Source organism: Pantoea sp. BJFS-204, from assembly GCF_049310725.1.
Taxonomy (GTDB): domain Bacteria; phylum Pseudomonadota; class Gammaproteobacteria; order Enterobacterales; family Enterobacteriaceae; genus Pantoea; species Pantoea agglomerans.
On record NZ_JBMOWE010000012.1, the window covers coordinates 50,729 to 73,601 of the forward strand.

The following is a 22,873-nucleotide window of genomic DNA, read 5'->3' on the forward strand; positions in this document are numbered from 1 at the left end:
TTCGTACGGTGCGCGCCATCAACACCCACAACGACATGTGGGACTCCCTTTGCGGCCATCCGGCTGCGGCTAAGTAGTGCGCTGATTTCAGCGCGATATCTCTATGATCCTGAGGAGGATTCTATGATCGAAGTTAACTCTTTTGCTGAACTGCGTACCACTGTTCCACCAAAATCAGGTGAAGTCGCGAGCCTTAAACGCTATTACGATAAGGACTCCAGCTTCCGTGGCGGCGCAGACTTTGTCGGTTTCCTCAGCACCACTCCGCTGAAAGATGATGGCGGTACGGTGGCGGTGGGTAACGGTTTCTACTGGAAGCGCACCATCAACGATCCCGCCGAAGTGAACATTCTGCACTTTGGCGCGAAAGGGGATGGCGTGACCGATGACACTGAAGCCTTTAAGCGGATGCTGGAATGGACACAGTCTTACAACGCCTACGCGAAAGCCATTCCGGTGCGTTTTCCGGGGGGCCGCTTCCTGATTTCACCTATCGATATCAGCGATACGGAGTTGTCGTTTTTTGGTCTGGCAGGCGATGATATGGAGCTCGGATCGGCACCGCGCACCACCATCATTTCTGACAAAAGCGCGAATACCGTGTTTAAGGTAAATGCGCGTCGAATCGTCATTAAAGGTATCTGCTGGCACGGACAGGCTAACGCCGGGACTGTCGACACCGCGGCCAAAGTCACCGTCACGCCTGAACAGTGCAGTAACACGCAGCCGTTCTTTGAAAATACCATTGTCGGAGGCCAGATCGTCAATATCTTCTGCTTCAAGGCGCAAAGTACCGGGGGAACCGTCTTTAAGCTGCAGGATACGCTCGACAGTAAGTTCGATCAGATTTACAGCTCTAATACCTTTTCACGGGTGTTTGATGTCGGCTGGTCAAACACACCGAAGGGAAACTGGGACCACTCAACCGCCATTGAGCTGTGTAATGCCAACTTCCAGTCAGGCTATGGCGACGCGACGCTCTATATGCCGCGCGTCACACAGGGAGTGATGCGCAACGTCTGGATTGAGCACACGACTAACCCAGGAGATCTGTCGGACGGCGGCTGGAACATCGAAACGCTCAACATTGAAGATTGCGGCACGCCGCTCAATCTCAATAATGCCCGCGTGGTGATGCGTCATATCAACCTGCAGGCGGGGGCGAAAATCACCAATGATCTGGCCGGAAGTAAGTGGTTATCGACCTTCGAATATGGCTATCGTCGGGATGAGAACTACGGCACGTTCATGACCGGTTCGCTGCGTGCCGGCTACTACAGCGGCTATAAAGTGGTGAACAACACCGATACCGACAACTGGTATCGGCTGGGGCAGCTCTATTTCCCGGCGCCTAACCAGCAATGGGTAATGGAGCTGATCGGGAAAGCGGATGCGACCACGCCCTCCGGCACCGCCGGTTCGCCGGTTAATGTGGTGGGCACCGGTAAAACCCTGATCAACCTCCAGCGACTGGAGACGGTCTGGGCCGATGCTTACCATATGGGTCAGCCTTCCGTACTGGACATTCGTTATGGCCGGGTAGGGACCACCTATGCCGTAATCTGGGTCAAGCTGAGAGCGAACAGCGGCGAGACCATGTTCAACCTGAAGACGACCGGTCCGACCCGCTTCGATACCGGTTCCTGCTCGCTGTTCCAGGCTGATATGTCGGTGGTTACGGACATCACCAAAATCAGCAACCTGAAACCCGCTGCACGTTTTGGCATGCACAACGGGCTGGCTGGCATCGGGGCCAACGAAAAAGGGGTGGTTACGCTGGCTACTGCTGCGGGTACGCCGACCAATAAGACCGCTCCGACCGGTTTTGTGCTGATCAATATCAACGGCGTTGACCGTAAGGTTCCTTACTACGATTGATGATCGGCGTGTTTTGGGCGAGGCTCCGGCCTCGCCCTTTTTTGATCTGACATTATCTCCGCTTCTTTTTACGTCGCCAGAAAAGTCACCGCTGCACTGTGAAGCCAGACAGTCTCCCTGACACAGCCTTTCGCCTTCATCCTCGTCAACGGACTGATTGCGATTAATTTGAATTACGGCTTGCGTCACTTTAAGAAGTGTGGCCTAATGAATCGTCGGTTTGATTAACAGACACTATCAAAGTAAGTAACCAAAGCAGTTCTCATCTCTAAGTTTGTCGCGAGACATCCCTTCTTTTTGAGTCTTCTCTTACGTTCTGATTAAAATCTGTTCTCAGGCCATTATGTATGCCGGAAGGCTCGATATATTAAGGATTTAAGCATGTCTAACAAAATTCGCGGTACCGTTAAATGGTTTAACGCAGAGAAAGGCTTCGGTTTCATTTCTCCTGCAGACGGCAGCAAAGATGTATTCGTACATTTCTCTGCAATCCAGGGCACCGATTTCCGTTCATTAGATGAAGGTCAGCAAGTTGAATTCACAGTAGAAAATGGCGCCAAAGGCCCAGCTGCTGCGAACGTTGTTGGTCTCTAAGGACTGAAAATTACTTTTAAATGTCCTCACTGTAGTGGCTCACAGTTTCGTACATCACATTTTGATGTTACAAGAGCCAACCCGCATGGAGCGAAATGCATTTTCTGCAAATCTGTCGTGGTTCAGGTGAACCTGGCAAGGATTGCAATTCAGAGCCAGCTTCGCGCCCTCTGATTAAGGCTAGTGAGCTTTATAGCGTTGTTGCATTTACAGTAATAAAAGGCTGCCTCTGGCAGCCTTTTTTGTTTGTGCGTTTCCTCCTTCTTAAACCTCAAACCTCAAACCTTTGCCTCTTTACCTTCCTGTTTACTTTCACTTTCCCTGTTTAACTTTTACCGCTAACCGCTAACCGCTAACCGCTAACCGCTAACCGCTAACCGCTAACCGCTAACCGCTAACCGCTAACCGCTCTGTTGCCTGTAACCTATCCGCCCTTATCGTCACCATTCTTAAACTGGCCCGCCGAAGCAGGCCGTTGAGAGGGATTAACGCAGTACGGGTTGCAGTGAGAGCTTGCCGGTATTAAACACGCTCATCGCCTGTGCCATACGCTCTGCCTGATCCTGCAGCGCTTGTGAGGCGGCTGACGCTTCCTGTACCAGCGCGGCGTTCTGCTGCGTCACCGCTTCCATCTGGGTAATCGCCTGATTGATTTCATTGATGCCGCTGCTCTGCTCGCTGCTGGCAATGGTGATTTCGCTCATGATGTTTGCCACGCTCTGCACGCTGTTCACCACTTCGCCGATAGTTGAACCGGCGTGTGTTACCAGCTTGCTACCTTCATCGACTTTAGCGACGGAATCTTCAATCAGTACCTTAATCTCTTTGGCCGCTGAGGCTGAGCGCTGCGCCAGATTACGCACCTCACTCGCCACCACCGCAAAGCCACGACCCTGTTCACCCGCGCGTGCCGCTTCAACCGCGGCGTTGAGGGAGAGAATATTGGTCTGGAAGGCGATGGAGTCGATAACGCTGATGATATCGACAATTTTTCGTGAGGAGAGGGCGATCGCTTCCATCTTCTCAATGACCTGCTCCATTACCACGCCACCTTCACGCGCCACGCTGGAAGTGGTTGAAACCAGGTGATTGGCTTCACGCGCGTTGTCGGCATTGTGTTTCACGGTCGACGTCATCTGCTCCATGGCAGAGGCGGTCTCTTCCAGCGAACTGGCCTGCTGTTCGGTTCGGGTCGAAAGATCAAGGTTCCCGCTGGAGATCTGATTAGAGGCCACCGCAATAGTGTCGGAGCCGGTACGCACTTCGGTCACAATCGACAGCAGATTATCGTTCATCCGTTGCAGCGCCTGCATCAGGACGCCGGTTTCATCGCGTGAGGTCACCTGCATCTGTGAACTCAGATCGCCTGCGGCAACGCGTTCAGCAACGTCAACCGCTGCAACCAGCGGACGCACAATAGAACGGGTCAGGAAGTAGCCCAGCAGAATAGACGCCAGAATCGCCAGCGCGGAGAAAATCAGCGTAATGGAGATAGCCGACTGACCATTTTCCACAATACCCTGACCTTCACTGCGCAGCTGTGCGTCCTGAGAGTTGGCAAAATCCACGGCATCCTGAAGGAATTTGTTCTGAGTGGCGGTCATCGATTTCAGGACATAGGTGCTGGCAGCCTCAAAATCGCCCGCTTTCACCAGGGTGATCAGCTCTGCTTTAACTTTCTCAAATGCCTGGGAAGAGGCCAGCAGACCGGCGATCTTTTTCTTGCCGACCGGCGTGACCTGAATATCTTCGATCCTTTTCATTGCGCTGTTGGTGCGTTGCGTGGCTTCATCCAGCTGACCATAACGCTTCACATTCATTTCCGGACGTGTCGTGTCGATCACCATGCCGCGCAGGTATTTGATCTGATCGTTGACGCCATCGCGCACATCAAATGCCAGTCGTACTTTCACATAACGATCGTCAACGATCGAGGCGATCGCCGTATTAATGCTGTTAATCCTGGTTATGGATGTCACGCCAATCACTATCAGTAACGTCACAATAATACCGAAGGCTGCTGCGAGCCGCATTCCCACCTTCATATTCTTGATACTGAACATGTTCTCTTCCCCGTTTTATTATTAATCAATTTGTTAGCAACACTCAGGTTTCCTGCTGTTGTGCGCAGTGCCTTGCTGATGTCTGTGGTCACAGCCTCAGGCAAAAAGGTAATCTCGCGCATACTGTTATCGGAGCACGAAGTTGTACCTTTAATAATTTTTAAGTAATAACGTCGGGTGAATAAATAGTCAGTAAAAATCATCAGAAACGGTTAAGTAATAACCAGAGGAAATTCAGACAAAAAAAAGGGCTGTCAGCAGTGATGCTGACAGCCCGATCCAGACAAGGATGAATGGATTCAGAAAACTAAGAAGTAGAGGCCTGTCCAGAACGCGACGCTTAATGTGACGGCGCTAATCCAGGCCAGCTGGCGTAAACGGCCACGCAGCACCTTTTGACGGGAAGGCGTAGCAGGTGCAGGCGTAACGGGTAAAGTTTCAATGTGCATAGTCGGTTCCTGATCAGGTCAGCCATTCTGCTGGCTAAAAAGTAAAAGCGTGCCGGGCATTCTTAGCGGCCCGCATTCGCTTAGCGGGCAGTGTCGAGAACGTTGAAAATCACGTCTGACAGCTCATTCAACTCAAACTTTGCCACATAGCCATCGGCACCCACTTTGCGCACGTGATCTTCGTTGGCGCTGCCAGAGAGTGAGGAGTGAATGACGACCGGCAGAGCCTTGAGGATCGGGTCACGCTTGATGTTGCGGGTCAGCGTAAAACCATCCATCTCTGGCATTTCCAGATCGGTCAGCACCAGGGCGATTTTGTCGTGAATCGATTCGCCGGCAGCCTGCGCTTCCTGGCTCATCAATTTAATTTTTTCCCAGGCATCCAGACCGGTGTTAAACATCAGCGCCGGAATGCCCATACTCTTCAGACCCTGCTCCAGCAGCTGACGCGCGACTTTGGAATCTTCTGCCACAATCGCCACCGCACCTGGGCGGTAGTTGAAGGCACGCGGTCTGGCCGCTTCCGGTTCGACGCCGCGCACCGATGGGATGATGTCATACAGGATTTGCTCAACGTCCAGCACCATCGCCAGCTCGTTGCTCTGCTTGTCACTGTCCAGGCAGGCGATGCTGGTAATGTTGCGGCCGCCGATACCGGCTTCGGCGGTATGCACCTGGCTCCAGTCGAGACGCACAATGTTCTCAACTGACTCCACGGCAAACGCCTGGGTGTTACGGGCATACTCGGTAACCAGCAGCAGGTTAAGACCGGTTTCCGGCACACAACCCGCCACGGCAGGCAGGTCGATGACCGGAATGAACTGGCCACGAATACTTGCCATACCCAGCAGCGGCGAACGCATGCCTGCGGCTTTGGTGATAGTTGGCATCGGCACAATTTCACGCAGCTTGAAGACGTTAATGCCAAACAGTTCAGACTTGCCTTTCAGCTGATCGGAACCTAAGCGAAACAGCAGCAGCTCAAACTTGTTCGATAACGCGAGGTTCGCTCTCTCATCGATCTCTTTCTGAAAATTATCCATGGTTGCCTCTGCATTAACGCAGCTGGTGAAATAGGGTGTGAACAGGTTATCGGCAGCAAACGGAAAAAGGTGAGAAGAGAAGGGTGAAATAAAACGGACGCCAATTAATGTGCCAGGATTAACCCTGAAGGTTCAACATGGACACCTTTCCAATAAAGGAGTGTGAAATGAAAAAAGTGATTTTGGCGTCGTTGCTGGTGATGATGAGTGCGGGTGTTTCGGCCGAAGAGGGCGGATACAAAGCGGGCGATACGCCACCACCGCAACACAAGCAGGATGCCGGCTATAAAGGTTCAGAAGATACCGGTCAGACGCATATTGATCAGATCCGCGATTTCCGTCAGGGCGGATATGTGACGCTGGAAGGTTACATCGTGAAGAAAGAGCAGGGCGAACGGTATCAGTTCCGTGACAACACCGGCACCTTACCGATTATCGCGCCGAAGAAGACCTTTGATGGTAAAACCTACACCGCAGAAGACAAAGTACGCGTCAGTGGCAAGGTACAGGGCAAAGGGGATAAAACCACGCTGCATGTGACCCAGATCGAAGAGCCGTAACAAACCGGGCGAGATAATCTTCTCGCCCGTTTTATTTAGTCCTTCAGCAGAATCGCCCGGCAGGTTTTGCCTTTGATTTTGCCCTGCTTGAGTTTAACCAGCGCATTTTTGGCCTGATTCGCCTCAATCGCCACGTAGGCGTGGGTCGGCGTCAGGACAATTTTGCCGATCTGCTCGGCACGATAACCCGCTTCACCCGTCAGCGCGCCCAGAATATCTCCCGGACGAATCTTGGCTTTACGGCCACCATCAATGCACAAAGTCATCATAGCTGCAGGCAGCGGCTTGCTGCTGCCCTTTTTCAGCGTGCTGGCAGAGACCCACGGCAGCTTCTGCTGCAGGAAATCTTCCAGCGCATGCGCGCGAGCCATCTCATCGGCAGCAACCAGGCTGACCGCAACGCCATGTTCGCCCGCACGCGCCGTACGACCAATACGGTGCAGGTGAATTTCAGGGTCCCAGGCGAGCTGATAGTTAACCACCATCGCCAGCGATTTGATGTCGAGTCCGCGTGCAGCGACGTCGGTGGCGACCAGCACGCGACCACTGCCGTTAGCGAAGCGGATCAGCACGCGTTCGCGATCGCGCTGCTCCAGATCGCCATGCAAGGGCAGGGCGCTGATATCACGCGCGTTAAGCGCCGCGGCGACATCATCACATTCACGTTTGGTGTTGCAGAAGACCACACAGGATGAGGGCTGACGATCGCTGAGCAGGGCTATCAGCAGACCCAGTTTTTCATTGTGGCTGGCTTCGAAAAACTGCTGATCGATTGAAGGCAGTTCGCTGACATCTTCTGTCACCACGCTCAGCGCATCACGCTGAAAGCGGGTGCTGATGGCCGTAATGCCGTCTGGCCAGGTGGCGGAAAAGAGCAGCGTCTGGCGCGAAGCGGGCGTCGCTTCAATGATCGTTTCCATATCATTCAGGAAACCCATCTCCAGCATCCGATCGGCTTCATCCAGTACCAGCGTGCTGAGCTGGTCCAGCTTGAGGTTTTCGCGGTTAATGTGGTCGAGGATACGACCCGGCGTGCCGACCACGATATGGGGCGGATGCACCAGCGAATCACGCTGTGCGCTCATCGGCTGTCCTCCACACAGAGTGAGAACTTTGATGTTGCGGGTGAAGCGCGCCAGCTGGCGCAGCACATTGCCTACCTGATCCGCCAGTTCACGGGTCGGACAGAGAATGAGTGCCTGGGTCTGAAAGCGGGCGCTGTCGATATGGTGCAGTAAACCAATACCAAAGGCAGCCGTTTTACCGCTGCCGGTTTTCGCCTGCGCGCGCACGTCGCGTCCCTGCAGAATGGCGGGCAGCGTGGCGGCCTGCACGGGCGTCATGCTGGTGTAGCCCATCTCGCGCAGGTTTTCGAGCTGGCTGTCGGGAAGCGAATTGAGGGTAGAAAAAGCGGTCACGGGCGCGGCCTCTGAGGCTGAAAGTGTAGGGCATTATTGCGGGGCAAGTCTGGCAGAAAGCACGCCTGACAGCAACGGGAACCTCGATGGTTAGCAGTATGAAACTATATCTGTCAGAGGGCTTAGGAATAGACTGAAGTTTACGGGAAAAAGGTGGTTTATTTTTATAGATTAACCCCGACTCAATGTGATTGTTCCAGAATGAGGATCTTTTGAGGCCAGTGATTATTTGATAAGTGGCCGTTTTTAAATATTTATTCCATCGTTAATCAGATAAATCCTTAACTACTACTCCAGTAATAGAATTAATCATTAAAAAATATCACCACTGGTGCCGATAAAAATCCTGAGCTAATTGCTTTATATTTAGCGCGCCATATTCCTGGTACAACGACCGGTAGAGGGTATTTGCATTGAGTAATCGCATCCAGGGACCACATGAAAATGTGCTTAAAATAGTAGGCCGCGCCGTACTGACACTGCATGTTCATGGAGAGAGCTTATCGGCTGATAAGATCGCTTCGATGATTGCGTGTTATGCGGAAGATGAGCCCTGTGATCAGGAAGATCGTCGCTTATACGCGCTGGCAATGGAACTAATGTCGAATGATAAATGGGCCAAAAGCGCGTAACCCGCACTCCGCTCAGGTAAATGCAGAGCCTCCCTTGTGGAGGCTCTGTTGTTTTTGGGGGAGTGGGTTTGCGTTGTGGGGCAGGTACTGGCTCCCGGCGCTTTAGGTAAGGTGGTCGTCTGTAACCGGGCCGGAGCCAGCTCGATCTCTTCGAATTTGCTGAGAAGGCTCAGCATGGTCGATTACGCACCTCATCCCTGAGGTGCGCCCGTAGCCGGGCCAACGCTTTGCGTTGTTCAAAAACGCTCCCGGCGTTTTTAGTACGCACCTCATCCCTGAGGTGCGCCCGTAGCCGGGCCAACGCGTTGCGTTGTTCAAAAACGCTCCCGGCGTTTTTGTCCGCAGCCCTGCTGTTTCAGGCCGGGGCCAGCGCAAACACCGGTTTACCGCGCGAGAAGGTCGCGACGACCGGCGAAATCCGTGCCACGGCTTCGGCGGAACAGCTCGCCGCTACCAGCATCATGCTCGCTTCATCGCCCGGTACTGGCCACTGGCGGTCACCCTGGGCTGTCAGCGGCAGCCGATCGTCTGTGGCGATCGCCAGCGCCCGCGACAGCGAGAACTCATCCGATCCCCGATAGAGCTGCGCATAGAGATTCGCTTTTTCCAGCATGCTGCCGGTGCCAAACGGTGACCAGTGATCGATAACGCTGTCGGTGCCGGTCATCACCTTCACGCCCGCTGCCTGTAATTGCGGAATCGGCATGGTCAGCTTGCCGATCGGCAGCGTAGAGGCGACGCTGAACTGCTGCTCCGCCAGCCCTGCGATCATCTTATCCAGCGTACTGCCGGTCAGGGTCGCCAGCGCAAAACCGTGGCTCAGCGTCACTTTGCCCTTCAGCGCCGGATTCTTTGCCACGGTGTCAATCATGTACTGAATCGCCGCCACGCCAGCGGGTGAGGTTTCATGCAGATGTATATCCACGCCGCGCTGATAGTCGAGCGCAATCTGGAACATCGCATCCAGTGACTTCTCCATGGCACCATCGACATTGGTGGGGTCCAGGCCGCCGACATACTCAACGCCGTGCTGCATCGCCTCGCGCATCAGCCCATCGACCTGCGAGTGCAGCAGGCCATGTTGGGGAAAGGCCACAATCTCGCAGGGAAAGGCGGGGTGACGGGCTAATGCCGCCTGCAGATGCTCCAGACTTTGCAGGCCGCTGACCGGATCGATATTGCAATGGCTGCGGGCGCGGGTGGTGCCTTTGGCGTGCAGCAGGGCGATCAACCCTTCGGCGCGCGCCTGAGAGTGCGGTAGCAGTTGCGGAATCAGCACCTGTTCACGCGCAATCATGTCCATGATGGTTTTGCCCTGACGGGGACGCGGAGCCTGCCACGGGCCGCCGTAGAAGGTTTTATCAAGGTGGATATGCATATCCTGGGTGGCGGGCAGCAGCAGGGCATCCTGTGCATCCCACGACGGCAGGGTGCTGTCACCCTGACCGGCGGGTGTCAGCTGGTCAATTTTACCGTCGCGCACGCTGATGTCGTAACGCCCGGTGCGGGTCGCAACGATCTCATCATCCTCACGGATAAAGCCCTCCTCCAGCCGCACATTGCGCAGCAGATAGTGATCCTGCCGGGGCAGGGCGGCGGGCTGGTCGGGATTGATGGAGGACAAAGGTGATGGCGTGGCGGCACTGGCCTGGCCGAGACCGGCGGCCAGCAAGCCGCCTGCGGCGGTCCAGCGGACGCCCTGCACAAGGAAATCACGACGGCTCGGCGAAGAGGAAATAGGCATCAGAGGCTCCTGCAAAGTGAACAAGGTCTTAATCTGACAAACGACGCTCCACCCTGCTGCGTTATTTTCCACTGACGACTATTCGATATCTCACTGCCAGCGCAGCTGGCTGAAGGTTGCCAGGGATTCCGCCAGCTCGCGCTGCAGCGGATCCTGCGGATGACGACAGAACAGCGCCAGTTCGAAGGTATCAATCACCGGCAGACCCTGTTCCGGGCCCAGTACCCGATGTTGCGGCAGGCGGCAGCTGGCGGGCAGTAACGTCAGCCCCAGACCCTGCGCACTGGCGGCGGCCAGCGCGACCAGGCTGGCGCTGCTGTAACTAATGCGCCAGCTACGGCCCAGTGCGTCGAGCGTCTGACACACTTCATCGCGATAGAGCCCCTGCTGGGGAAACAGCACCAGCGGTACCGGCGTCTGCTCAAAGCAGGGCCACTCTGCGCTATCGAGCCACAGCAGGGGTTCAGGACGCGACGCCAGCGGACGCTCGCCAGCGGGCTGTTTAATCAGCATGATATCGAGCTCTTCACGCTGCCAGGCGCGACGCAGCTCCACCTGCATGCCGCTCATCACGTCCAGCCGAAGTTGCGGATGGTCGCGACTGAAGTGCGCCAGCAGACCGGCCGTGGGCGCGGCGAAATCTTCCGGCACGCCAAGACGCAGCACGCCGTCGCGCCACTGGTCACTCAGCACATCGTGCGCTTCCCCATTCAGGGCGATAATCCGCCGGGCGTAGCCTAAAAGTTTCTCGCCCTCTTCGGTTATCTGCACCTGATGCGAGGAGCGGTTCAGCAGCTCTTTGCCGACCATCTCCTCCAGCCGTCGCACCTGCTGGCTGACGGTGGACTGCGACAGGTGCACCCGGTCAGCGGCGCGGGTAAAGCTGGCGGTTTCGCACACCGCGACAAAGCTGAGCAGTTGTTGCGGAGTAAACATCGGCTGACGATTCATATTTCCACTACCTGGCAGAGTAATATTTCATTTCCAGATAGTAACGACTGCTGCCAGGCTGGCAACTTTTAACTGTGTGGATCTCAGATGAAGAGAGAGAACAACCTGCTGCTGGCGGCGCTGGTGATGGCCGGGCTCAATATGCGACCGCTGATGACCTCGGTCAGTCCGTTACTCGGCGAGCTGAGGCAGAGCATCGGTCTGTCGCCGCTGGCGGCCTCGCTGTTGCCTGCGGTGCCGATGATGATGATGGGTGCCATTGCGTTAGTCAGCGCCCCGCTGATGCAGCGCTTTGCGGTACGTAAACTGCTGCTGGGTGGCCTGGTGCTGCTGTTGCTGGCGCTGGTGAGTCGGCTGTATGTGGCTGAGGGAGGCTGGCTGGTGCTGAGTACTGTGCCGGGAGGGGCGGGCATTGGCATCGTGCAGATGGCGATGCCGGGATTGATCCGTCAGCGATTTGGCAGCCGCAGTGCCGGCGTGACCGGACTGTGGGCAGCGGCGCTGATGGGCGGCGGTGGGATTGGCGCGGCGATCTCGCCGTGGCTGAATGGGCAGCTTGGCTGGCAGGGCGCGCTGAGCAGCTGGGCGCTGCCGGTGGTGCTGGCCATCCTGCTCTGGCTGTTTATCACCACCCCACGTGCAACCCGGACAGAGGCCGCCGCTCTGCCTTCGCTGTGGCGGAAAACCCGCGCCTGGACGCTGGCGTTGAGCTTCGGTCTGGTGAACGGCGGATATGCCATCTGTGTCGCCTGGCTGCCCGATTTTTATCATCAACTCGGCTGGAGCGCGCAGGCGGGCGGGTCACTGCTTGGCATGATGATCGGCTGTCAGGTCACAGGTGCGCTGCTGCTGCCCTTGCTGGCGCGGGGCCGCGATCGCCGTCCGCTGCTGCTGCTGACACTGGCGATGCAGTTCAGCGGCATGCTCGGTTTCCTGTTTGCGCCACAACTGGCACCGTGGCTCTGGGCGGGGATTGCGGGCTTCGGGCTGGGCGGGGCATTTCCGCTGGCGCTGGTGCTGGCGCTGGATCATCTGGAGCAGCCGCAGGCTCGCGCGCGGCTGGTGGCTTTTATGCAGGGCGTCGGCTTTATTATCGCAGGCAGCATGCCGTTTATCGCGGGGCAGTTGCATGCGCTCACCGGTCACTTCACCAGCGTCTGGTTATTGCAGGCGGCGGTCACGCTGCTGTTAATCGTGCTTAATCTGCGTTTCCATCCGCGCAGCTATCAGCACGCCTTTCCTGAGGTGAATCGCTGATTTTGGTCCGACCAATCCCGGCAATATTTTTCTCTGGTTCACACTCCGGGAAAATTCGCGCATCTTCTGTTGCCACAGGTTAACAATGCGTTAACTATCTGTTGCTATAAGCCCCGACAGAGCGGTTTGGTCTGACCAATCCGGGGCAGATGGCACCAGCGCTGCGGCTGCGTGCCACGTCACCTTTTCATCTGGAGATACTGGCATGCAGATCTGGCAACAAAACTACGATCCGCTGGGTAATATCTGGCTTTCAAGCCTGATCGCACTGATCCCGATTCTCTTTTTCTTCTTTGCGCTGATTAAGCTGAAGATGAAAGGCTACCTGGCGGCCACCACCACCGTGGTGCTGGCGCTGCTGGTGGCGCTGTTTCTCTATCAGATGCCGGTTGCACAGGCGCTGGCCGCCGTGGTGTATGGCTTTCTCTATGGCTTGTGGCCGATTGCCTGGATTATTGTCGCCGCGGTGTTCGTCTACAAAATTTCGGTCAAAACCGGCCAGTTCGACATTATCCGCGCCTCTATCCTGTCGATTACTCCCGATCAGCGTCTGCAGATGCTGATTGTCGGCTTTTCGTTCGGAGCGTTTCTGGAAGGGGCTGCGGGCTTTGGTGCGCCGGTGGCGATTACCGCCGCGCTGCTGGTGGGACTCGGCTTTAATCCGCTCTACGCTGCCGGGCTCTGCCTGATTGTGAACACCGCGCCGGTGGCCTTTGGTGCGATGGGCATCCCGATTATTGTGGCGGGGCAGGTGACCGGGCTGGATAGTTTTGCCATCGGCCAGATGGCCGGACGCCAGCTGCCGCTGCTGACCCTGATTGTGCTGTTCTGGATTATGGCGATCATGGATGGCTGGCGCGGGGTGAAAGAGACCTGGCCGGCGGTGGTCGTGGCAGGGGGATCGTTTGCCATTGCCCAGTTCCTCAGCTCCAACTTCCTGGGGCCGGAGCTGCCCGATATTATCTCGTCGCTCGCCTCGCTGATTTCGCTGACGCTGTTCCTGCGGGTCTGGAAGCCGGTTCGCATCTTCCGCTTTGCGGATGCAGAGGCGAAACAGGGCGATCCGTTGCTGCCACCGCAGAAGTATCGGCTGGGGCAGGTGATCCGCGCCTGGATGCCGTTCCTGTTTCTCACCGCCACCGTCACGCTCTGGAGTATCCCGCCGTTTAAAGCGCTGTTCGCCAAAGGCGGTGCGCTCTATGAGTGGGTGCTGGCTATGCCGGTGCCGATGCTGAATGAGCTGGTGGCGCGGATGCCGCCCGTGGTCGGTACTGCAACCCCTTATCCGGCCATCTTTAAGCTGGATCTGGTGTCCGCCACCGGCACCGCCATTTTAATTGCGGCGATCATGGCGATGATTTTCCTGCGCATGAAGCCAAAGGCGGCATTGCAGACTTTTGGTGAAACGCTGAAAGAGCTGGCGCTGCCGATCTACTCTATCGGGATGGTACTGGCCTTTGCCTTTATCTCGAATTACTCCGGGCTGTCTGCGACGCTGGCACTGGCGCTGGCTCACACCGGCCACGCTTTTACCTTCTTCTCACCGTTCCTGGGCTGGCTGGGCGTCTTCCTGACCGGATCAGACACCTCATCGAATGCGCTGTTTGCTGCTTTACAGGCCACGACCGCGCAGCAGATTGGCGTCTCCGATATTCTGCTGGTGGCGGCCAACACCACCGGTGGCGTGACCGGTAAGATGATCTCGCCGCAGTCGATCGCTATCGCCTGTGCGGCGGTCGGGCTGGTGGGTAAAGAGTCCGACCTGTTCCGGTTTACCGTTAAACACAGCCTGATTTTCACCTGTATGGTCGGTGTGATAACCACACTTCAGGCCTACGTCTTCCCCTGGATGATCCCATGAGCAGCAATGCCGATCCGCTGGTGACGCGCCTGCGGGCCTATATCACCGAACATCAGCTCGAGCCGGGCATGCGCCTGCCCGCCGAGCGGCAGCTCTCTGCGGAGCTTGGCGTCTCGCGCTCCTCGCTGCGTGAAGCCATACAACAGTTGATCAGCAACGGCATGCTGATTAGCCGACGCGGCGGCGGCACCTGGATCCGTCAGCAGCTGGCGCCCTGGTCGGAACAGCGCATCGTCGAGCCGATTCGCCAGCTACTGCGCGACGATCCCGACTACCGCTACGACATTCTGGAAGCGCGCCATGCCATCGAGGCCAGCACCGCCTGGCACGCCGCACTGCGCGCCACCGACGCCGACAAAGAGAAGCTGCAGTACGCTTTCGACGCCACCCTGAAGCTGAAAGAGAGTGACGATCCCGATCTCGCCGCCCAGGCTGATGTGCGCTTCCATCTGGCGATTGCCGAGGCGTCGCACAACGTGGTGCTGCTGCAGACCATGCGTGGTTTTTTTGAGCTGCTGCAATCGTCGGTGATGCAGAGCCGTCAGCGCATGTATACCCAGCCCGCGATTTTCGCCCGCCTGACTGAACAGCATCAGGCGCTGCTCGATGCGATCCTCACGGGCGATGCCGACGCTGCGCGCCAGGCGGCGATGCAGCATCTGGGATTTGTGCACACCACCATGAAAAGCCTGCATGAAGATGAAGCGCGTCAGGCGCGCATCACCCGCTTACCGGATAACGACACACGCAACCCAAAGGAATCTGACTGATGATTATCTCCGCTGCCAGTGACTATCGCGCGGCCGCGCAACGTATCCTGCCGCCGTTCCTGTTTCACTATCTTGATGGCGGTGCCTATGCCGAGCACACCCTGCGTCGCAACGTAGAGGATCTCTCGGATGTGGCGCTGCGCCAGCGCATTCTGAAAAACATGTCGGAACTGAGTCTTGAAACCAAACTGTTCAATGAAACCCTGTCGATGCCGGTTGCGCTGGCACCGGTCGGCCTGTGCGGCATGTATGCCCGCCGGGGTGAAGTACAGGCGGCGCGCGCGGCAGACCTGAAAGGCATTCCGTTTACCCTGTCGACCGTCTCGGTCTGCCCGATTGAAGAGGTGGCCCCGCAGATTAAGCGTCCCATGTGGTTCCAGCTCTATGTGCTGCGTGACCGCGGCTTTATGCGCAATGCGCTGGAGCGCGCCAAAGCCGCCGGTTGCTCTACGCTGGTGTTTACCGTGGATATGCCCACGCCGGGCGCGCGCTATCGCGATGCGCACTCCGGGATGAGCGGTAATCACGCGGCGCTGCGTCGTTACTGGCAGGCGGTCACCCATCCACAGTGGGCGCTGGATGTGGGTCTGCAGGGGCGCCCTCACGATCTGGGGAATATCTCCACGTATCTGGGCAAGCCTACCGGGCTGGAAGATTACATCGGCTGGCTGGCTAATAATTTCGATCCCTCTATCTCGTGGCGCGATCTGGAGTGGATCCGCGAGTTCTGGGATGGACCGATGGTGATCAAGGGCATTCTCGATCCGGAAGATGCGCGTGATGCGGTGCGCTTTGGCGCCGATGGCATCGTGGTCTCTAATCACGGCGGACGCCAGCTGGATGGCGTGCTCTCCTCGGCGCGTGCGCTACCGGCCATTGCCGATGCGGTAAAAGGTGACATCGCCATTCTGGCGGACAGTGGCATTCGCAACGGGCTGGATGTGGTGCGGATGATTGCGCTGGGGGCAGACAGCGTGCTGCTGGGACGGGCATTTATCTATGCGCTGGCAACCCACGGTCAGCGCGGCGTAGAAAACCTGCTGACGCTGATTGAAAAAGAGATGCGCGTTGCCATGACCCTCACCGGCGCGAAGTCGATCGGTGAAATTACCCGCGATTCGCTGGTGCAGGCGGAAGCGTTACTGGCACCGCAGAGCACACCGCCACGTCCCCGCGCGGTGAGTTGAGCCTGCGAAAATGAATGTATTGTCTATACTTAGCTTCTTTACCAACAGGAGGAACGACATGACTATTCATAAGAAAGGTTCGGCGCATTGGGAAGGCGATATCAAAGGCAAAGGCACCGTCAGCACCGAGAGCGGCGTGCTGAGCCAGCAGCCTTATGGCTTTAACACCCGTTTTGAAGGCGGCAAAGGCACCAACCCGGAAGAACTGATTGGTGCAGCGCATGCAGCCTGTTTCTCTATGGCGCTGTCGCTGATGCTGGGCAACGCAGGTCATCCACCGGAAAGCATTGATACCACGGCCGACGTGTCGCTGGACAAAAAAGGCGATGGCTTTGCCATCACCAAAGTGGCACTGACCAGCACCATCTCTCTGCCAGGCATTGATGAGTCGACCTTCGACGAGATCATCAATAAAGCCAAAGCGGGCTGCCCGGTTTCTCAGGTACTGAACGCGGAAATTACGCTGGATTACACCCTGAACAACTGATGCCGGTAACGGGTCGCCTTTTGGCGGCCCGGGCGTTATGCTATGCCTCACCGGTCCTGTTGCTGACCGGAACAGATGCGCCTTCTGGCGCATCTTCGCTTTCTGACCAGAGGAAACTGAGGTGACGAGATACCGGGCAGCCAAAAAGTACTGGAAGATGGTGCTGGTTCTGTTGTGCATCTGTGGCGCGCTGCTGCTGATTCGCTGGGCTGCCATGATCTGGGCCTGAACAGATGAAGGGGATTGGCCGCCACACGCTGGGCATATTATTAATGGTGATTATTGTGCTGGAAGCGGTTCACTATCTGCTTACTGCCTCATGGCTGCCGTGGCGATAAACGCGCTCAGACAAAGGCATCCTCGCGCCTTTTAGACCGCACATCGCTGCGCGCAATGCGATAAGCCTTGCGCGGATCGCCCACCACAAACTCAAAGGTTGGCGTGTAGTAAAATGGCAGCCAGCCGCCATAGCTGCTCTCCCACTCCCAACGGACGGGGCAGGGCCACAGAATGCCATCATACAAAAGATAGTAAACCCAGCGTCCACCAGGACGACGGGGGCGTGATGTTTTCATGGGATTCACAACGATAATGGTTAACAACAGCTTATATTTTGTACGCTAAAGCGTCAGCTTGCAACGTTACAGCCCTGCTTTATTGAACCTGGCCCTGAATTAGCGATGTACTTCACCGCACAGCAGTACCACATTCGGTCTGACTTTATGAATGCGGTTCGCCATCGTTTCACAGTCGACCTTCGTCGGATAGATGCGCTCTGATACCGGCAGCGCCTCGCAGGCATCGTAGCCGCATGCGCTCACTAACAACACAAATCCTATCAACATAGATCCTCTCCTTTACACGGTCTGGTGGTCCGGACTGTGGTGCTTTTTATCCCTTTTTAACATCCAGTATAGACAAACGTGCCGGGGCGGCATTGTCAGTGTGAGCTATGGTCCGCCAGCCAGGGGGTGATGCGGCGGCCTGTAAGGTGTGTCAGAAGGGGCGGGCCTGGCGCTAGCCTGCGAAATACCAGGCGGGCAGCAGCGCAATCAGGTTATTCAGCGTGTGCAGGAAGATGGGCAGCGCCAGACTGTTACTCCGCAGCCGGGCGTAACAGAGCAGTAGCGAAAACAGCGTCAGGGCGATAAGGGTCTGCCAGTGCACATACTGCGTATGCATCACCGCAAACAGCAGTGAGGTCAGCAGCATACAGGCAAAGCGGCTCCGTGGCGCCCACAGCAGAAAGCCCTGCAACAGAAAACCGCGGAACAGCACCTCTTCAAACACCGGCGCCAGCAGCACGGCGGTGAGCAGCAGGATCAGCAGCGAATTGCGTCCCTGTTGGGCCTGCATCACCAGCCATCCTTCCGGCTGCATGAACTGCATCTGTGCGGCCATCAGAACAAATAGCGCGCCAGTAAACAGCAGAGTTTGCAGCGTGCAGAGTTCACCCAGCGGCAGGTCTGTACGGCGCTGGCAGTAAAAGCGGTAAAGCGGATAGATAACAGCAAATTCAAACAGGCAGAGCACCGGCACCAGCAGGCCGTCATTACGCAGCACGCTGTAATTAGGGAACAGCGTGATCAGCATGGTAACCAGGTAATAGACCACAAAGCTGCCGACGTAGAACAGCGTCAGTGTCACTCTGTCGGAATTGGTATTCATAGGCGACTCTGCCAGCGAAGGTTAGCGCATAGTAGCAATGCACCAGATCGCTGTCGAGTCAGCCTGTAACACAATATTTAAGCGCAAAATGTTAACCGCAGACTAAACACCCGCGCGCGTGAGCCGATAACTGAGGAAACTAATCTGGTCAGCACTGCATGTTGTATTGCAGGCCCGTCATCTCAAACTCTGACTGTGTAGTGAGCACTCTTAATGACTTCTAACCCTCCGGCGCCACCCTCGCCTCCATTCAGTCATGCCGCTGAAGACCGCACTGTCCGCTTTACGCGGCGCAGCCTGCGCACGCTTTCGCTGCTGCTGTTTGGCGTGCTGGTGCTCTCGATGCTGATGGTGCTGACGATTGCGCAGCGGCAAAACAGCGTATCGGTTGAGCATGACCAGTTGCTGATTCAGCAGGCGTGGAAAAATCGTCAGGAGGCGATGGTCACGGATATCCGGGACTATGCGTTCTGGGGCGAAGCCTGGCGCAATCTCCATGTCAGGGTCAACAAAGTCTGGGCTTATGACGAAGAGAACTTTGGTCCGGGCCTCTACGAAGAGTATCACTATGAGGGGGTGTTCGTGGTCGACGGCAACGGTCACACCACGTACAGCGTCATTAATGGGCAGCTGGTGGATACGCCGCTGGAAGCCTGGCTGGGAAAAGAGGCTCCAGCGCTGATTGCGGCGGCACGTCAGCGCAACGACGCGGCGATAACCCGTGATGCGCTGATTAATCATCTGCCCGCCATTGTGGTTGCCGCCCCCATCGGCAGCGGCAAACTGACGAATATGCCGCCGATGGCGGGGCCAGCGTCAGTCATGGTGTTTGTGAATCTTTTCACCCCTGCCAAATTACAGGCGCTGGGCGCCACGCTGGATGTGCGCGAACTGCGCCTGCCCGTCAGTGCAGGGGATGCCCTGCGTGAACCGCGGATGGTGCAACCGTTACCCGGTGGCGATCTGATTGTGCTGCGCTGGACGCCAAAGATGCCTGGCATGGGCCTGGTCTGGTTTCTGTTACCACTACTGATGCTCATGGCGATCATCATTGGCATAATCACCCATCGCGTCAGCCGCCATGCGCTCTCTAATGCGATTCTTTCTGACCGGCGCTTTGCCCTGCTGGCGATCAGTCAGCAGGAGCTGGCCAACAGTGAAGCGCGGTTTCGCGATCTCGCTGAGGCGGCGTCAGACTGGATCTGGGAAACGGATGGAGAGGGCCGCCTGATCTACCTGTCAGCGCGCTTTCAAACCGTGACCGGCCACGATATTACACACTGGCTGGGCCGTCACATCGATCACCTGCTGACGCATCCCAGCCATTCGCTGGTCGCCTGGCTGCAGCGTCAGGAGGAGGAGGGGCAACGGATGCCACTGCGCTGTCAGTTTATGTCGGCGCACGGCAACCGCCGTATCGGCCAGCTGGTCGCGAAAACAATCTGGCATGATGCGCGACGTATCGGGTTTCGCGGCACGGTGTCGGACATCACTCAGAGCATGGAAGCCGAGGCGCGCATTCATTTTTTGTCGCGTCATGACGTCTTAACCGGCCTGTCGAACCGCGTACAGCTGCAGGAGTTTCTGACGCTACACCTTGAGCTGCCTGATGGCGCTGCGCCGCTGACGCTGATTACCCTCGATCTCGATCAGTTCAGGCCGATTAATGAAACCTGGGGCCATGCGGCGGGCGATGAAGTGCTGAGCCAGATAGCGCAGCGTCTGAAGCGCTGTATCGGCCCGCAGGAGCTGGTGGCGCGGCTGAGTGGCGATGAGTTTGTGCTGGTATTGCGTGAAACGAACCGTGAGCGGGTCGATCAGCGTTGCGCACAGCTGGTGCACGAGGTTCAGCAGCCCATCAGCACCGGCCAGCATGTCCACTATCTCACCGTCAGCATGGGGATTGCCTGTGTACCGCAGGATGCCAGCCATCCGGAAGCGCTGCTGCAAATGGCTGATATCGCGCTGAATGAAGCGCGCGAAGCGGGACGCAATCAGTGGGTCTGGTATGCCAATGAGATGGCCAGTCAGCGTGAGGATAAGCGTGAAATGGCGCGGCGGATTGAGAAAGCGCTGAAGAACAATGAATTTCGCCTGCACTACCAGCCCCGCTATCAACTGCTGACGGGTCAGCTGGCAGGTGCTGAGGCGCTGATTCGCTGGCAGATTGCGCCGGATGAGTGGATTACCCCCGATCACTTTATTCCGCTGGCGGAAGAGAGCGGTCTCATCGCCACCATCAGCGACTGGGTGTTGATGCGCGCGTGTGAGGATGCGCTGGGATGGGGGGGCGATCGCTATGTTTCGGTTAATATTTCGCCCATGGAGTTCCGCACCAGCGATTTAGTGCAGCGGGTTGCGGATGTGCTGGCGAAAAGTGGCCTGCCGGCTACGCGGCTGGAGCTGGAGATCACGGAGAACGTGACCTTTGAACATCCGCAGCATGCGCTGGAGATGATGCAGGGTTTACGGTCACTCGGGGTAAGGTTAACCGTTGATGATTTCGGCACCGGCTATGCGGCCCTGGGCTACCTGAAGACCTTCCCGTTTAATGGGCTGAAGATCGATCGCTCCTGGATGAAAGATTTCCCGGAGTCGCAGCAGGCACAATCGGTGGTCGCGGGGATTATTGCGCTGGCACGCGCCTTTGCCCTGACAATTACGGCTGAGGGGATTGAGACAGAAGCGCAACTGAACCAGCTAAAACAGCTCTCGTGCGAAGAGGGGCAAGGCTACTTCCTCGGTCGACCGATGCCGCTGGCTGCATTCAGTACGCTTCTGGAAAGAACCGCGCAGAACCAGGCTGAACCCGTTTAACGGACTTTAACCGCCACGGCGGTCATCAGCATTGCGCAGACGACAAAAATAATCAGTTCCATCATGACCTCCACAGGGCTAAGACTATTCTTAATATTGTAGTGGTCCGCTGTGCTTTTTTTAGGCAATGAGTGCGATTAATCTTAAAAAATGATCGGTGCCGCGACCCGTTTAATGCTGCTGTAACAACTTTACTTTTTAGGGGTTCAGGTCAGCAGGTGCGCTTTGCTATTCTTGGGGCAGGGTTTTACACGTCCAACAGGAGAATAAACGTGAAATTTTATGGAAAAGGGCTGCTGGTAGTGGGGCTGTTTGCATTAACCGCCTGTCAATCTGCCTCTAAGCCCGATACCGCCAGTGTGGCGCAGGATCCCGAAGCTGACCGCTGTGGTGCCTCTCAGTTTCAGAATTATGTCGGTAAACCGTTAACCGCGCTGCAGGGTCAGCACTTCGAACAGAAGGTCCGCGCCATTCCCTATAATTCTGCCGTCACCATGGACTTCAACCTTAACCGGCTGAACTTCCTGGCTGACAAAAATGGCAATATCAGCTCAGTTTATTGTGGTTAACGGCAAAGATGTCATAGGTTTGTCATAACGGCAGGCGAGGATAGCAGCGCGTTTAAGAAACTTCCTCGTCACACAATAGATAGTGCTCGTCTTGTTTATTCCCGCCCCGGCGGGAATTTTTTTAGCGGCTTCGGGCCGTAACAGGAGCAGAGAAGATGAAACGCATAATCGGGGCACTTCTGCCCGCATTGTTACTCAGCAGCACACTGGCGCAGGCTTCCAGTGAAGAGGCCTGGCAAAAGAGCCGTCAGGTGATGGTGCAGGCCTGCATTAACGCCAGTCATCTGAGCAAAGTAAAGGTGCTGGGCGAGGCGATCGAGTATGACGACAACACGGGCTACAGCGCACTGTTGCTGGAAGGACGCTATCCCCAGCCGCAGATGAAAAATAAGCGTGGACGGGAGCTGTGCCTGTTTCAGCGCAGCAGCGGACGGGCCAGTATCAGCGAAGCGGATAAATTGCGCTGGGTGAAGTAGGTGGTGGGTTTACGCCTCCGGCTGCGTGTCGATTAACTGCGCCAGCAGGGTGCGATAACGCTGCAACTGCGTCTCGTCGCCTTCCACTTCCAGTTTATCGATAACCCGCGCAATAAGGGCTTTATTGGTGGCGGGTTCTCCCGCTTCCATTATTTCACGCAGAATCACCGCCAGCAGATCGGACTCAGGCGGTATCCGCCAGTCCGGGCTGTTAAAATAGTCGCTGATAGCACGGCTGGCGCTGTCAGGTTGTACTCTCATTACCCACCTCCGCTAAAACAAGACCCCCTCCCTTACACCTGAGCATAAGGGCGTTTAACCATGAAATAAGCTGGTTCGCCTCAGCGTAGCCGGACGGTCTGCACCGTTTTTTGCGGAGGATGTCGCGCCGATTAAAAAGATTGCTATACCGCCGCGGCTGGCGGTTTTTTAAACATAGAAGCGGGGTG

Annotated in this window: 23 protein-coding genes; 13 read left to right on the forward strand and 10 right to left on the reverse strand. The window is 56.5% G+C overall.

What is annotated here, in order from left to right:
* Positions 1-123: 123 nt before the first annotated feature.
* From ACO6VX_RS21915 to ACO6VX_RS21925, 3 genes are all read left to right on the forward strand, one after another.
* Entirely contained in the window at positions 124-1,878 is a 1,755-nt protein-coding gene (locus ACO6VX_RS21915) for a glycosyl hydrolase family 28-related protein (RefSeq protein WP_422458302.1), read from the forward strand.
* Positions 1,879-2,259: 381 nt separating this feature from the next.
* Positions 2,260-2,472 (forward strand): transcription antiterminator/RNA stability regulator CspE, encoded by a 213-nt coding sequence (cspE, locus tag ACO6VX_RS21920; protein ID WP_003854408.1) that lies wholly within the window; start codon positions 2,260-2,262, stop codon positions 2,470-2,472.
* A 3-nt stretch (positions 2,473-2,475) separates the two neighbouring features.
* A complete protein-coding gene (locus tag ACO6VX_RS21925) occupies positions 2,476-2,646 on the forward strand; it encodes a cold-shock protein (RefSeq protein WP_085978710.1) in 171 nt (56 codons plus the stop codon).
* A 311-nt stretch (positions 2,647-2,957) separates the two neighbouring features.
* Here ACO6VX_RS21925 and ACO6VX_RS21930 read toward each other — a convergent pair whose 3' ends face one another.
* The 3 genes from ACO6VX_RS21930 to ACO6VX_RS21940 all read right to left on the reverse strand — a co-directional run bounded on the left by ACO6VX_RS21930 (position 2,958) and on the right by ACO6VX_RS21940 (position 6,027).
* Positions 2,958-4,535 (reverse strand): methyl-accepting chemotaxis protein, encoded by a 1,578-nt coding sequence (locus ACO6VX_RS21930; protein WP_010255214.1) that lies wholly within the window; start codon positions 4,533-4,535, stop codon positions 2,958-2,960.
* A 299-nt stretch (positions 4,536-4,834) separates the two neighbouring features.
* Positions 4,835-4,984: a hypothetical protein gene (locus ACO6VX_RS21935; RefSeq protein WP_022625169.1), complete on the reverse strand. Its 150-nt coding sequence runs from the start codon at positions 4,982-4,984 to the stop codon at positions 4,835-4,837.
* An 80-nt stretch (positions 4,985-5,064) separates the two neighbouring features.
* Positions 5,065-6,027, reverse strand: coding sequence for a chemotaxis protein (locus ACO6VX_RS21940; RefSeq protein WP_010255217.1), 963 nt, complete (start codon positions 6,025-6,027; stop codon positions 5,065-5,067).
* A 167-nt stretch (positions 6,028-6,194) separates the two neighbouring features.
* Here ACO6VX_RS21940 and ACO6VX_RS21945 point away from each other — a divergent pair, with 167 nt between their 5' ends.
* A complete protein-coding gene (locus tag ACO6VX_RS21945) occupies positions 6,195-6,587 on the forward strand; it encodes a YgiW/YdeI family stress tolerance OB fold protein (protein WP_010255219.1) in 393 nt (130 codons plus the stop codon).
* A gap of 35 nt (positions 6,588-6,622) precedes the next feature.
* Here ACO6VX_RS21945 and dbpA read toward each other — a convergent pair whose 3' ends face one another.
* The 3 genes from dbpA to ACO6VX_RS21960 form a co-directional block, all read right to left on the reverse strand.
* On the reverse strand, positions 6,623-8,005 hold the full coding sequence (gene dbpA, locus ACO6VX_RS21950; protein ID WP_010255222.1) for an ATP-dependent RNA helicase DbpA: 1,383 nt from the start codon (positions 8,003-8,005) through the stop codon (positions 6,623-6,625).
* A 987-nt stretch (positions 8,006-8,992) separates the two neighbouring features.
* The gene (locus ACO6VX_RS21955) at positions 8,993-10,381 is read right to left on the reverse strand and encodes an amidohydrolase (RefSeq protein ID WP_422458303.1); all 1,389 of its coding nucleotides are present in this window, start codon (positions 10,379-10,381) and stop codon (positions 8,993-8,995) included.
* Between the two features lie 90 nt (positions 10,382-10,471).
* Positions 10,472-11,332 (reverse strand): LysR family transcriptional regulator, encoded by an 861-nt coding sequence (locus ACO6VX_RS21960; RefSeq protein WP_010255227.1) that lies wholly within the window; start codon positions 11,330-11,332, stop codon positions 10,472-10,474.
* Positions 11,333-11,419: 87 nt separating this feature from the next.
* On the opposite strand from ACO6VX_RS21960, the gene ACO6VX_RS21965 reads away from it, so the two are divergent.
* The 6 genes from ACO6VX_RS21965 (at position 11,420) to yniD (ending at position 17,123) form a co-directional block, all read left to right on the forward strand.
* The gene (locus ACO6VX_RS21965; RefSeq protein WP_422458304.1) at positions 11,420-12,589 is read left to right on the forward strand and encodes a cyanate transporter; all 1,170 of its coding nucleotides are present in this window, start codon (positions 11,420-11,422) and stop codon (positions 12,587-12,589) included.
* A gap of 205 nt (positions 12,590-12,794) precedes the next feature.
* Positions 12,795-14,450: an L-lactate permease gene (gene lldP, locus ACO6VX_RS21970; protein WP_010255230.1), complete on the forward strand. Its 1,656-nt coding sequence runs from the start codon at positions 12,795-12,797 to the stop codon at positions 14,448-14,450.
* Positions 14,447-15,220, forward strand: coding sequence for a transcriptional regulator LldR (gene lldR / locus ACO6VX_RS21975; RefSeq protein ID WP_010255231.1), 774 nt, complete (start codon positions 14,447-14,449; stop codon positions 15,218-15,220). Before lldP ends, lldR begins: the two co-directional genes overlap by 4 nt.
* A complete protein-coding gene (gene lldD, locus ACO6VX_RS21980; RefSeq protein WP_022625165.1) occupies positions 15,220-16,407 on the forward strand; it encodes an FMN-dependent L-lactate dehydrogenase LldD in 1,188 nt (395 codons plus the stop codon). Before lldR ends, lldD begins: the two co-directional genes overlap by 1 nt.
* 58 nt (positions 16,408-16,465) lie before the next feature.
* A complete protein-coding gene (locus ACO6VX_RS21985; RefSeq protein ID WP_022625164.1) occupies positions 16,466-16,894 on the forward strand; it encodes an OsmC family protein in 429 nt (142 codons plus the stop codon).
* A gap of 121 nt (positions 16,895-17,015) precedes the next feature.
* Complete coding sequence (gene yniD / locus ACO6VX_RS21990; protein WP_022625163.1) at positions 17,016-17,123, forward strand: small membrane protein YniD; 108 nt, start codon at positions 17,016-17,018, stop codon at positions 17,121-17,123.
* A gap of 115 nt (positions 17,124-17,238) precedes the next feature.
* On the opposite strand, the gene ACO6VX_RS21995 is transcribed toward yniD, so the two are convergent.
* From ACO6VX_RS21995 to ACO6VX_RS22005, 3 genes are all read right to left on the reverse strand, one after another.
* Positions 17,239-17,469, reverse strand: coding sequence for a hypothetical protein (locus ACO6VX_RS21995; protein WP_031292783.1), 231 nt, complete (start codon positions 17,467-17,469; stop codon positions 17,239-17,241).
* Positions 17,470-17,568: 99 nt separating this feature from the next.
* The gene (locus tag ACO6VX_RS22000; RefSeq protein WP_003850083.1) at positions 17,569-17,739 is read right to left on the reverse strand and encodes a hypothetical protein; all 171 of its coding nucleotides are present in this window, start codon (positions 17,737-17,739) and stop codon (positions 17,569-17,571) included.
* Positions 17,740-17,911: 172 nt separating this feature from the next.
* Complete coding sequence (locus tag ACO6VX_RS22005; RefSeq protein WP_010255238.1) at positions 17,912-18,562, reverse strand: CPBP family intramembrane glutamic endopeptidase; 651 nt, start codon at positions 18,560-18,562, stop codon at positions 17,912-17,914.
* A 213-nt stretch (positions 18,563-18,775) separates the two neighbouring features.
* Between ACO6VX_RS22005 and ACO6VX_RS22010 the strand changes: the two genes are divergently transcribed.
* The 3 genes from ACO6VX_RS22010 (at position 18,776) to ACO6VX_RS22020 (ending at position 22,424) form a co-directional block, all read left to right on the forward strand.
* Positions 18,776-21,379: a bifunctional diguanylate cyclase/phosphodiesterase gene (locus ACO6VX_RS22010; protein ID WP_422458305.1), complete on the forward strand. Its 2,604-nt coding sequence runs from the start codon at positions 18,776-18,778 to the stop codon at positions 21,377-21,379.
* A 272-nt stretch (positions 21,380-21,651) separates the two neighbouring features.
* Positions 21,652-21,948, forward strand: coding sequence for an I78 family peptidase inhibitor (locus ACO6VX_RS22015; protein WP_010255242.1), 297 nt, complete (start codon positions 21,652-21,654; stop codon positions 21,946-21,948).
* 155 nt (positions 21,949-22,103) lie between these two features.
* Positions 22,104-22,424, forward strand: coding sequence for a hypothetical protein (locus ACO6VX_RS22020; RefSeq protein WP_010255244.1), 321 nt, complete (start codon positions 22,104-22,106; stop codon positions 22,422-22,424).
* 9 nt (positions 22,425-22,433) lie between these two features.
* Here the strand turns inward: ACO6VX_RS22020 and ACO6VX_RS22025 are convergent, their stop codons facing one another.
* Positions 22,434-22,685 (reverse strand): biofilm development regulator YmgB/AriR family protein, encoded by a 252-nt coding sequence (locus ACO6VX_RS22025; RefSeq protein ID WP_010255246.1) that lies wholly within the window; start codon positions 22,683-22,685, stop codon positions 22,434-22,436.
* Positions 22,686-22,873 lie beyond the last annotated feature (188 nt).

Coding starts and splice junctions, on each gene's coding strand:
- ACO6VX_RS21915 (WP_422458302.1), top strand. CDS start 124: ATGATCGAAGTTAACTCTTTTGCTGAACTGCGTACCACTGTTCCACCA.
- cspE (WP_003854408.1), top strand. CDS start 2,260: ATGTCTAACAAAATTCGCGGTACCGTTAAATGGTTTAACGCAGAGAAA.
- ACO6VX_RS21930 (WP_010255214.1), bottom strand. CDS start 4,535: ATGTTCAGTATCAAGAATATGAAGGTGGGAATGCGGCTCGCAGCAGCC.
- ACO6VX_RS21935 (WP_022625169.1), bottom strand. CDS start 4,984: ATGCACATTGAAACTTTACCCGTTACGCCTGCACCTGCTACGCCTTCC.
- ACO6VX_RS21940 (WP_010255217.1), bottom strand. CDS start 6,027: ATGGATAATTTTCAGAAAGAGATCGATGAGAGAGCGAACCTCGCGTTA.
- ACO6VX_RS21945 (WP_010255219.1), top strand. CDS start 6,195: ATGAAAAAAGTGATTTTGGCGTCGTTGCTGGTGATGATGAGTGCGGGT.
- ACO6VX_RS21955 (WP_422458303.1), bottom strand. CDS start 10,381: ATGCCTATTTCCTCTTCGCCGAGCCGTCGTGATTTCCTTGTGCAGGGC.
- ACO6VX_RS21960 (WP_010255227.1), bottom strand. CDS start 11,332: ATGAATCGTCAGCCGATGTTTACTCCGCAACAACTGCTCAGCTTTGTC.
- ACO6VX_RS21965 (WP_422458304.1), top strand. CDS start 11,420: ATGAAGAGAGAGAACAACCTGCTGCTGGCGGCGCTGGTGATGGCCGGG.
- lldP (WP_010255230.1), top strand. CDS start 12,795: ATGCAGATCTGGCAACAAAACTACGATCCGCTGGGTAATATCTGGCTT.
- lldR (WP_010255231.1), top strand. CDS start 14,447: ATGAGCAGCAATGCCGATCCGCTGGTGACGCGCCTGCGGGCCTATATC.
- lldD (WP_022625165.1), top strand. CDS start 15,220: ATGATTATCTCCGCTGCCAGTGACTATCGCGCGGCCGCGCAACGTATC.
- ACO6VX_RS21985 (WP_022625164.1), top strand. CDS start 16,466: ATGACTATTCATAAGAAAGGTTCGGCGCATTGGGAAGGCGATATCAAA.
- ACO6VX_RS21995 (WP_031292783.1), bottom strand. CDS start 17,469: ATGAAAACATCACGCCCCCGTCGTCCTGGTGGACGCTGGGTTTACTAT.
- ACO6VX_RS22000 (WP_003850083.1), bottom strand. CDS start 17,739: ATGTTGATAGGATTTGTGTTGTTAGTGAGCGCATGCGGCTACGATGCC.
- ACO6VX_RS22005 (WP_010255238.1), bottom strand. CDS start 18,562: ATGAATACCAATTCCGACAGAGTGACACTGACGCTGTTCTACGTCGGC.
- ACO6VX_RS22010 (WP_422458305.1), top strand. CDS start 18,776: ATGACTTCTAACCCTCCGGCGCCACCCTCGCCTCCATTCAGTCATGCC.
- ACO6VX_RS22020 (WP_010255244.1), top strand. CDS start 22,104: ATGAAACGCATAATCGGGGCACTTCTGCCCGCATTGTTACTCAGCAGC.
- ACO6VX_RS22025 (WP_010255246.1), bottom strand. CDS start 22,685: ATGAGAGTACAACCTGACAGCGCCAGCCGTGCTATCAGCGACTATTTT.